The sequence below is a fragment of the Okeania sp. SIO2F4 genome (genome assembly GCF_010672385.1).
In the GTDB taxonomy this organism is placed as follows: Bacteria; Cyanobacteriota; Cyanobacteriia; order Cyanobacteriales; family Microcoleaceae; genus Trichodesmium.
The window spans coordinates 1-9,239 of sequence record NZ_JAAHGT010000344.1; the positions used below are offsets into that span (position 1 = coordinate 1).

Sequence of the window (9,239 nt, forward strand, 5' to 3'; positions counted from 1 at the left end):
TCAACCTACTTATGCTACTTTACAAGATATTCCTGAACCTGTGGATATTGTTAATGTTTTCCGTCGTTCTGAATATTTACCAGAAATCGTAGAAGCAGCGATCGCTATCCATGCTAAAACTATTTGGACTCAGCTAGGAGTGAGAGATTGGCAGTCAGCAAATAAAGTATTAGATGCAGGTTTAAATATAGCAATAGATGTTTGTATTAAGGTTGAGTATTTACGACTTCTTGGCTAAGAATTTTCTGATTTTCATCTATTCGTTTACCCCAAAATAACAAAAATCCATAGACAACTAAATTTTCTCCTATTAGTTCAAAAAATTCTTCAAAGGCAATGCGGAATTTTTCAATAAAAGTTATCAAAAAATCTTGTTTAAAAAATAAACTAAGTAGAGGTTGGGCAATATCTTTAAAAACTTCCGATCCAAATCCTCCAATAGCAAAAATAAACATTCCTAGTAGTGCTAAAAAAGTTTCTTTACGGTAAGAACGCCAAAGAAATCGCAACTCTGAGTAGAAGATAATTAAAGGCATAATAAAAAGAACTATATATAGTTTCAGCCAACCTCGTTCACCTAACCAAGGAATCCAGTTTTTTAGTTGTAGATGAATTTTCCATACTTCATCAATAGCGCCGTAAATTAATAGTATTCCAAAGGTTAATTTAAACCAGGGAGAAGGATATATTTGAGAATGCCATTCTTGAAATAGTAATATTAAAGGTATCAATCCAATTACAAACAGATGTAATGCTTGTAATAAAGAAGAAATAGTCATTTGACCGTTCATGTCAAATGGGGGGTATGGTTGACCGTTGAGCAGAATACTACCGAGGTAGATTATAACTATAAAAAGTTCAAAAGTAATTAAGCAAACTAAGAGGAAATCTAGTTTTTTTTGAGGGATAAATTGTTGAGATTGCTTTAAGTTTTTCATTTGATATTGAAATAAGAAATCAGGAATACTTGAGTAGGAATAATATCAAATCCGGTTGAATACTTATTATATGGTTGGGGGAGATGGGGAGGTGGTTCTATTCAAGGCTTGAAGTAATTTATAGAATTATCAACATATATTATATAACCGGATTCTATATAATACCAATTTTATTGGCTATATATCCTGAAAAAAAGGTGGTAGGTGTTATACCATTTCAAAAAAAGAATGTTACGAATAATAAGGGCAATCGTGCATATTTTATGGGAGATGTCTTTCTGACTAATAAGATAATTTATGAACTAATATAGGGGTTTTCCAAAATGTTTACTACAAAACTTCTGCCTCACAGGAGTGCGCGTTCCCTCTCTTGGTCAGCATTCCCATGGCGAGGAGACCCGAAGAGTGCAGAGCCGCTCCGCTTTACATGTTGCGGAGCAAAACGCCGGGTTCCGACCGCTTGCGACTTGCCTCTTGCAGAGGAGCTGCCTCTTGCAGAGGAGTTTTGCTTTTCATGTCGCGCAGCGAAACGCTAATGCTAACGTCGTCGGGGGGTCGTACCGCTTGCGTCTAACGCAATCCGCTCGCACCGCTTCTATTCTATTCTCTTGTGTTCTCTTCCTCCTGGGAGGGGTTGGGGGTGGGTTTACTCAAACAAAAATCCCCTGAATATTTGTAGCAAACATTTATAAAATTGGTATTAGGAGTTAGGAAAAAATACTATAGCACTACGCATTAAGATTAGGACATTTCCCCATCCTGAAACCCTTTGACAGTCTATTGTTCCCTGTTCCCTATTCCCTATTCCCGATTCAAGTAGCGCCATAAATTTTCAAGTAGTCATCAAACAAAGCATTAATGGATGATAAATCATACAGCAATCTTAAATTGATTGTGACATGAAGAGTATATCCCTTTAATTGTCAGGAAGTAAACTACAAAAATTACTAACTTTTGAGCAAAAACCAAGTTATCTTTCAATCATCAGACAAAATTTAGATCAAAATTCTCTCTATGTCATCTATAATTAAATATAGGGTTTAAGCCTTAAGGGGTAACAGCCCCTGAGTAATTAACCATACATCAAAGAATAAAATAACTATATACTTCCGTATACTTCCGTATATCTATTTAGACCCTACAAAAATAAATATGGCAATTACGGAAAAACACTCATAAAAAAGTAAAATTGTCAATGATATAAATCATGACACCTCAGTTATTTGATCGATACACAACTTCAAACAATTGATATACAATAAAAATTGCATATCAGTAATATTACTGTTGGGATGAAAAATCCTGAAAGCACTATCCAGAAATGTTTCTGGGTTGTTTAATTAACAAAAGTTGTCGGAATAAGTCTCCAGACTAAAAAATATTCATAAAGTATTGTGGAATACACTGAGATGAAAAATAATTTGATCAAAGTAGCCTCTGTTGCTGTTACTACTATTCTTAGTTACAGCACGATCAATCTAACTTCGGCACAGGCAGCCAATCATTTTTCAGAATTTTTTTTAACAGCTAAAACAACTCAAAGTACTGTTAAAATAGAACCTACTGCTGTAATTAATGATGTGATTAAACCCAACTCAAAAGCTATTGCTTCCTCAATAGCAGTTGCACAACTTATAAATATATGGCTAGAAAAAACTAATTTGGAATACAAGTTTCTTAATGCCAAAAGCCAAACAAAATTTGTGACGGCTCAGGTAGGAAATTGGCAATATAATCTTCACAAAAAAACTTCTCAACCACTAATAGATCCAGGCATAGTATTAGGAATAGGATTAATTAGTGTTAGTCGTTTATTCGCAAAAAAAAGACTCTGAGAAATTATCAGAGCCAAATATTATTCAGTCATCTCTCCAACAGTTATTTTTTTGAGTATAGAGATTTGACTCAGTTGAAACTACTTCCAATCTGGATTATTTATCTCACTCTTGTGTCTTGGTCTCTGTAGAATTGGCCTCCGGAGATCCCTGTACTTGAGAATCAGAATTAGCAGATGCTTCCCGATTTATTTGATCCTTAAATCCAGCAGGAGCTAGCTCTATTGCTCGATCAAAAAGTTCTTGAGAAGCTTCAGTATTACCTTGCTCTTTTAACATAATTGCCTTAGCCAAAATAGGCCGAAAATCCTCGGTATTACCCTTAATAGCTTCATCATAAACAGCGATCGCCTCATCGTAGCGTTTTTGCTCGGCATAAACCTGCCCTAAAATCAACTGCACAGAGACTACATCAATACTGTCAGCTTGGACTTGATTTGCAACAGGAGCAGCTTTGAGTGTATCTTGCAACAAACCAATAGCTGCTTCAGGGCGCTCTTGTTGCAACAACAAATTAACCAAACCTTGCAAAGCCTTTAAATCGCCTGGTTTGTTAGTCAGAAGGGAACGATAAATCTGAGCAGCACCTTCACGATCGCCTGTATATGCTTTAGCTTGAGCCAGTAAAACATTATAATCTGTACTATTAGGATTTAGTTCAGACAATTTTTCCAGTGGGGGTATCACCTCCTCGATATTACCCTTACCTGACTGAATTAACTCTAACTTTACTTGTAAAAGTCCTTGGAGTGCAGTTAAATTATCTGGCTCCCTTTGTAAAACTAACTCATAGCCCCGCACCTGTGCCAGTAAATCTGCTTCTTGATCTGCTATAGATGTCTGATTTGGCGATGGAGTAGGTTGATTATTTTGTTGATTGGCCTCTAATAATCCCCCTAACAATGGAGAGAGAGAAAATCCCAAGAAAGCAATTATTACTAGCACCACCACCGCCATCAAAAAACCACGATTTTTATTTACCATTGGATTAAATTCTGCTCCTTAAAACTGACACAAAGCGTCACATAAAGTGACAATTTGAAGTTGACTTCCTGCTTCGACCTGTTCATGTCGGCGACAGCCGAAACTGTCGGCAGCACTCCGGCGACAGGCATTGACCGTAAAACCCAGCACATTTCTGGCTCTTTATACTTGCATTTATAGGGCTTTTCATTAATATAGAATACAAAGATTTTGATTTAAAGGTACTTATGCTGAGGGCAGAAGCGGTGCGACCCCGCGCCGCCGACAGCTCGCTTGCGGAACGCGCACTCCTGTGAGGGAATGCTGACCAAGAGAGGGAATGCGCACTCCTGTGAGGCAGAAGCAATGCAAGTCAACATTTTGGAAAACTGCTATAATTAAACTATTGCGTAACAGTTTTTAGATTTTAGATTAAGCGGCAAAGAAACTGATAACTGAAATGATATAGAATTTGAGACTCCCTGCAATAAATTGACAGGGATTCATTAGGTCTAGAAAAGACGGGATAAATCCACGTCTTTTCTAGGGTGACTCTAGTTAAGGGGACTCTCATTTACCCCATCCTCTAAACCGTCCGCATCCATTACAGATACAGCTTTCTGAAGGTCGAGAGGACATGAAAAACCCAACCATTGACCTATATTCTGACTTGCGTTCCAGTCTGCGTCACAGTTATAACCATCAAATCCTCTAAACCAGTGGCGATTTCGCTTGCCCAACACCCCATTTCTATGATCTGATTTACTGGTATAAGGTGCTGGAATTGATTCTACAATCACACCTGCTTTGATCGCTTTATAACGAGTGAATTGTTCGAGCCGATCATAAGCCCAACTATCACGGTTATTTCCGGCATCAGACTTAGCTTTTCTCGATTGCTTTGAGGTTTGTCTAATACCAGATAAGTCCTCAAATCTTCAACCCATTTGATAGTATGACGCCAACTGAACCAACTGCTTAGAAATACAGTGGTTTATATAAGTTATGATTCGTCTTTCTTTAGACTCTAAGCGCTTAATTAGCTTGCGCTTTTTAGCCTTGTGCAATGCTTTTCTAATTCTTTGATAGCGTCTTCTTAAATGTTTAATTTGACGACCATCCCAGAATTTGCCAAAGCTTTGAGGCAATGATGCAACGGCAATACGGTTTTGACCTCTATCTACCCCGATCCAGCCTTTAATCTCGCTCGGCTCAGGAACATCCATTGAGACACTAAATTAAGACATACCAAATACCTTTTTTAGACTTCCATAGCTTAAGACTGCCTTTTTTAGCCTCTTTGGCCATGATTTTGTCTAAAACTTCGGCATAACTGGATTGATGAATAGCTAGAGGGACGCGCTTTTTAACTCCTCTTACGATTGAAAAAGCAACTGAATAAGTGTCACCTTTCTTGTGAATACCCCATCCCTGATTATTAATTTCAAGTGGCAAACACTGAAACTGCTTGACTTTAGTCAATGCACAAGCATTACGAATGGTTTGATTAATCCATCCTGACCCAATCTCGAGGTGATTAAAGTCTTTGCTAGTGAACTTTCTTCTATCCGTTTTAGGGATTTCTAAAAGTTGATTAGCAATACCTGTGTTCAACTCAGTTAGTCGGTCAAACTCTTGTGCCTTGCACTGGTTTAACCGATAAAAAGGTAGCTTAAGTGTTAGGGTTAAAATAGCCATACTAATTACTTTAACAAATATCTTGGTGTAGGGTGTAAGATTATTTGAGAAAAGGATACGAATGGTTAAAACCATTCAGGTCGGATTTCATCCATCGCTTAAAAGAGGATGGCTTTCATACTCCCGTGTTATTTCTGGTAACCAAAGATTTTGGCTTAAAGGCACTTATGCCGAGGGCGCAGAAAGCAGAAGACAGAATGAAGAAGACAGAAGACAGAAGACAGAAGACAGAAGTTTTGTAGTCTGCCTTTGTGAAAACCGCTATAAGTCTCAGTCTATTGAAATGCCACATTCAGGGCAATCATAAGTTCGTAGCTTTGACTACTCCGCGGACTCAAGTCACGGGGGGGATTCTAAGCATATACTACGCAACAGGATAAATCCTTTTTGCTTCGTCTTTTCTTAGCTGACCTTAAAATAGTGTGTTTCATAGTCTATTGTCCCGTTATTGTAAGCATTTCAACTTCAATACTTGTAAACTACCGGGTATTGACATCCTCCCGACGCTGCACTACGAGACAGCGCGGGATTCCCTAGCATCACTGTTAGGGGCTTTCTGTTTCTTGGCACCAGCATAAGCGAGATTTACTCTCAGATGGTCTTACAGTCGCTCCTAAAGACTTGCCAGCGCCGCCAAAGGGGGTCTCCCCCATGAGCGACTGGCGCTGACACTGCAAGTCCCGCAGCCTTCGAGCGTGGGCGTTCCCTCTCTTGGTCAGCATTCCGCAAGCGAGCTGTCGGCGGCGCGGGGTCTGACCGCTTGCGTCTGACGCCGACGCGGGTTCCCATCCGCAAAATATTTATACCTGCATTAATGTCCCTGTCATGGTGACTACCACACTCTGGGCAATTCCACTCTCTAATATTTAGAGGTAATTTTTCTACTATGTGCCCACAATTAGAGCAACGTTTAGAGCTAGGGAAATATCTATCAACTTTGATTAATTCCCGTCCATACCATTCAGCCTTATATTCTAATTGCCTGACTAATTCGGACCAGTTGGCATCACTAATTGCTCTGGCGTGCTTTGTGATTCGCGGGCCATATTTTTTACCGATAAATCTTCAACTACAATAGTTTGATTTTCTCTAATCAGTTGTAGGGGAGCCGTCGGATTGGCGACGTATGTTACCTTGTGAGTATAGTCAAGCCTCGAATCTTTAATTTTTGCGTATATCCTAGCTACTTTAAGCCTAGCTTTTTGATAGTTATTAGACCCCTTAGTTTTTCTCTTTAGAGACTTAGCCGCTAACCTCAGTTTCTTGTGTAATTTGCTTAGATTCTTAGGGTTGGCTACTTTTTCTCCATTACTGATAGTTAAAAGACTGGTAATACCTAAGTCAATACCTACTTGTTTGTTAGTCGGCTTGAGTCTCAAATTTCTGGTATCATTGACTCTCAAAGACACAGACCATCTACCAGAGGGATCAAGTTTCACTGTTATTGTGCTAGGGGCACAATCTGGTGGTAGTTGCCTGCTCCACCTGATAGGTAATGGTTCACAACATTTTGCTAAATAGACTTGACCATTTCTCCACTTGAATGCAGACTTTGTAAATTCGGCACTACCACCCCATACGCTTTTTCTTAAAGTTTGGGTATTTAGCACGTCCACTAAAAAAGTTGGTGAAAGCCGTCTGTAGATGCCTCAAACCTTGCTGCAATGGCACACAGCTTACTTGTGTCAGAAAATCTAAATCTTCCTGCTGTTTCCAATTGGTAAGCATAGCTGAAGTTTGCTTGTAGCTTACTCTTTCTTTCTGTTCATACCAAGCTTGAGTTCGAGCTGCCAAAGCTTTGTTGTAGACCTAGCGTACACAACCCAACGTCCTGAGCAACAGATTTTCCTGTTCTGGAGTTGGGTAAAATCTAAATTTGTACGCTTTTTCAACCATCTACTATTTACTTAATTTTCTTTTACAGTTTAACAGATTATGTGTGAAAGCGCAACATTGATTGGTTTTCGCGGACGACGCTCCCCTACGGGAGAGCGCGGGTCAAGGGCCAACGTTGAGATGACCCGATCAAGTAGAACAGGAACTTCCATCTTCACGAGCAATAGGATTTAACAAAACCGAAGTTTGACCAGGTGATATCATGTCTGGATAATTAGGGATCAAAAAACTTTCTTTTTTTTATATCTTCTTTTTCCTCCTCTTCGCTCCTGACTCCTGACTCCTGACTCCTCCCTGTTTATTTACAACCATTTAATCGGACATGATATGACTTCTTGCTTTTTCAGTTAAAATTTTTCGCAACGATAATTTTTTTTGCCTACATCTTTTCCAGAAAAATTACCATTACTTTACGGATTGATCGACAATCTAATTGGATTAATTACAATAGCAAGGTTAATCATCCTGCCTAATACTAAATTTTTTTAGCTAGGCTGAAATAAAAGTCAATCAGACTTGCCCACTGAAAGCCATAGTTTTTGGTTTTCAGTCCCACCTGAGCGATAGTCGCCAGAAACCTTAAGTATACATAATCTTGTTACCGAATAATTAATAATTATTAATTATTAATTAAATAATTCAGCTTACTCTGCCTCCCCTTTCAAGGAGGAAAAGCGGTCGGAAAGCGGAGCAGTCCGTTAGGATGGGGTGGCGTTAGCGTTAGCGCAGCTCCTCTGTAAGAGGCAGCGGCTCTGTCAAGAGCGGGTTTCATCGCTGGCCTCCAATCGACCAAGAGAGCGGTCGGAAAGCGGAGCATTCCGTCAGGATGGGATGGCGAGGTTTCATCGCTGGCCTCCAATCGACCAAGATCAAAGAAATAATATTTCCTGATATTCAATTCCCGAACGGTTAAAACCCGAGGTAATTATCCATTATCCATTATCCATTAATGAAAGTGTCTCAGTCTCAGCCTAAGTTAATTAGTCCAATTATCATAAAATCTTGATTGGCATTAGCAGCTCAGGCCAAAATAACTGTGTTATTGTGGAATCTCTGGGCATCTATAGCAGAAGTCAAAAGTCAGAAGTCAGAAGTTAGAAGTTAAATTCGTGGCACGGACTAAATTTGAGAGGCGTGAGAATGTCTTAACCGCCCTGGCGACTGCCATAACATTAACCGTTTCTTAATCTAAGAATAGAATTTCTATATAGATTATTGCTTGTATTTTCCTATATTCCCACAAGGGATGTATCTCCGCTCATAGGAGTTTTTATGAATTCTTCTGTTAACCACTCCCACAATACAAATAAATCTACAACATCTCACGAGGCCCCTCCTAGTGAGCAAGTTATTAATAAATCAGATATTAAGCAAAGTCTTTCCAGACGAACTAATGGCCTAAGTTCTGATAGCACTGTGAAATCAATAAATGAATCTTCAGGCACAGATATGGCCAAAGAACACTATCAAGGAACTAATAATACCAATACTTTAGCTGTGACGGATACTAAACCATTGAATTCTGCAAAATCTGACCACCAGGAGCAAACTGAAACTGATACTCCGAATACTACGACTGTGCGACAACATCCAATTGCTCCACCTAGCGAACCAAAACAGTACCGAGCTATAGGTTTAGTTCGGGGTCGTTATCAACCTTCTACAGAACAATTTACACGAGGTAGCTTACGAACACCAGATGGTTCAGAAATAGATGCTGTATTGTTAGGCCGGGTAATGAGTCTATTAAAAAATCATTTAGACCTAGAATCAGAACATCTCTGGGTAGTTTATCCTCGTACCAGACAAGAAAATAATGACCTACATATTCAAATTATGGGGGTATGGGAACCAGAAACTCTAAGAAAAATGAGAAAATCCTCTACTGAATTAACAAATGAAGAACAGG

The 9,239-nt window shown here is 39.1% G+C and carries 11 protein-coding genes and 2 pseudogenes; 4 read left to right on the forward strand and 9 right to left on the reverse strand.

Annotated elements, in window-relative coordinates; genetic code table 11:
* Positions 1-238: CoA-binding protein (locus tag F6K22_RS20785; RefSeq protein ID WP_293102057.1), on the forward strand; the 238-nt coding region annotated here is incomplete at its 5' end.
* On the opposite strand, the gene F6K22_RS20790 is transcribed toward F6K22_RS20785, so the two are convergent.
* Positions 207-938, reverse strand: coding sequence for a hypothetical protein (locus tag F6K22_RS20790; RefSeq protein WP_293102060.1), 732 nt, complete (start codon positions 936-938; stop codon positions 207-209). The genes F6K22_RS20785 and F6K22_RS20790 overlap by 32 nt on opposite strands.
* Positions 939-2,347: 1,409 nt before the next feature.
* Between F6K22_RS20790 and F6K22_RS20795 the strand changes: the two genes are divergently transcribed.
* Positions 2,348-2,773: a hypothetical protein gene (locus F6K22_RS20795; protein ID WP_293102063.1), complete on the forward strand. Its 426-nt coding sequence runs from the start codon at positions 2,348-2,350 to the stop codon at positions 2,771-2,773.
* A 105-nt stretch (positions 2,774-2,878) separates the two neighbouring features.
* Here F6K22_RS20795 and F6K22_RS20800 read toward each other — a convergent pair whose 3' ends face one another.
* The 5 genes from F6K22_RS20800 to F6K22_RS20820 form a co-directional block, all read right to left on the reverse strand.
* On the reverse strand, positions 2,879-3,757 hold the full coding sequence (locus F6K22_RS20800; protein WP_293102066.1) for a tetratricopeptide repeat protein: 879 nt from the start codon (positions 3,755-3,757) through the stop codon (positions 2,879-2,881).
* Positions 3,758-3,775: 18 nt separating this feature from the next.
* Positions 3,776-3,907 (reverse strand): hypothetical protein, encoded by a 132-nt coding sequence (locus tag F6K22_RS20805; RefSeq protein ID WP_293102069.1) that lies wholly within the window; start codon positions 3,905-3,907, stop codon positions 3,776-3,778.
* A gap of 383 nt (positions 3,908-4,290) precedes the next feature.
* Positions 4,291-4,536, reverse strand: a complete 246-nt coding sequence (locus F6K22_RS20810) for a hypothetical protein (protein ID WP_293102071.1) — start codon at positions 4,534-4,536, stop codon at positions 4,291-4,293.
* Positions 4,537-4,674: 138 nt separating this feature from the next.
* The gene (locus F6K22_RS20815; protein ID WP_293102074.1) at positions 4,675-4,962 is read right to left on the reverse strand and encodes a hypothetical protein; all 288 of its coding nucleotides are present in this window, start codon (positions 4,960-4,962) and stop codon (positions 4,675-4,677) included.
* A gap of 7 nt (positions 4,963-4,969) precedes the next feature.
* Entirely contained in the window at positions 4,970-5,434 is a 465-nt protein-coding gene (locus F6K22_RS20820; protein WP_293102076.1) for a hypothetical protein, read from the reverse strand.
* 61 nt (positions 5,435-5,495) lie between these two features.
* On the opposite strand from F6K22_RS20820, the gene F6K22_RS20825 reads away from it, so the two are divergent.
* The gene (locus F6K22_RS20825; RefSeq protein ID WP_293102079.1) at positions 5,496-5,741 is read left to right on the forward strand and encodes a hypothetical protein; all 246 of its coding nucleotides are present in this window, start codon (positions 5,496-5,498) and stop codon (positions 5,739-5,741) included.
* Positions 5,742-6,025: 284 nt separating this feature from the next.
* Here F6K22_RS20825 and F6K22_RS20830 read toward each other — a convergent pair.
* The 3 genes and pseudogenes from F6K22_RS20830 to F6K22_RS43570 form a co-directional block, all read right to left on the reverse strand.
* Positions 6,026-7,050 (reverse strand): annotated as a pseudogene (locus F6K22_RS20830) (RNA-guided endonuclease InsQ/TnpB family protein).
* A complete protein-coding gene (locus F6K22_RS43565; protein ID WP_483244149.1) occupies positions 7,001-7,228 on the reverse strand; it encodes a hypothetical protein in 228 nt (75 codons plus the stop codon). The pseudogene F6K22_RS20830 and the gene F6K22_RS43565 overlap by 50 nt, the downstream one beginning before the upstream one ends.
* A 15-nt stretch (positions 7,229-7,243) precedes the next feature.
* Positions 7,244-7,330 (reverse strand): helix-turn-helix domain-containing protein, encoded by an 87-nt coding sequence (locus F6K22_RS43570; RefSeq protein ID WP_483244150.1) that lies wholly within the window; start codon positions 7,328-7,330, stop codon positions 7,244-7,246.
* A gap of 1,272 nt (positions 7,331-8,602) precedes the next feature.
* Here F6K22_RS43570 and F6K22_RS20835 point away from each other — a divergent pair.
* Positions 8,603-9,239 (forward strand): annotated as a pseudogene (locus F6K22_RS20835) (hypothetical protein); the annotation flags it as partial.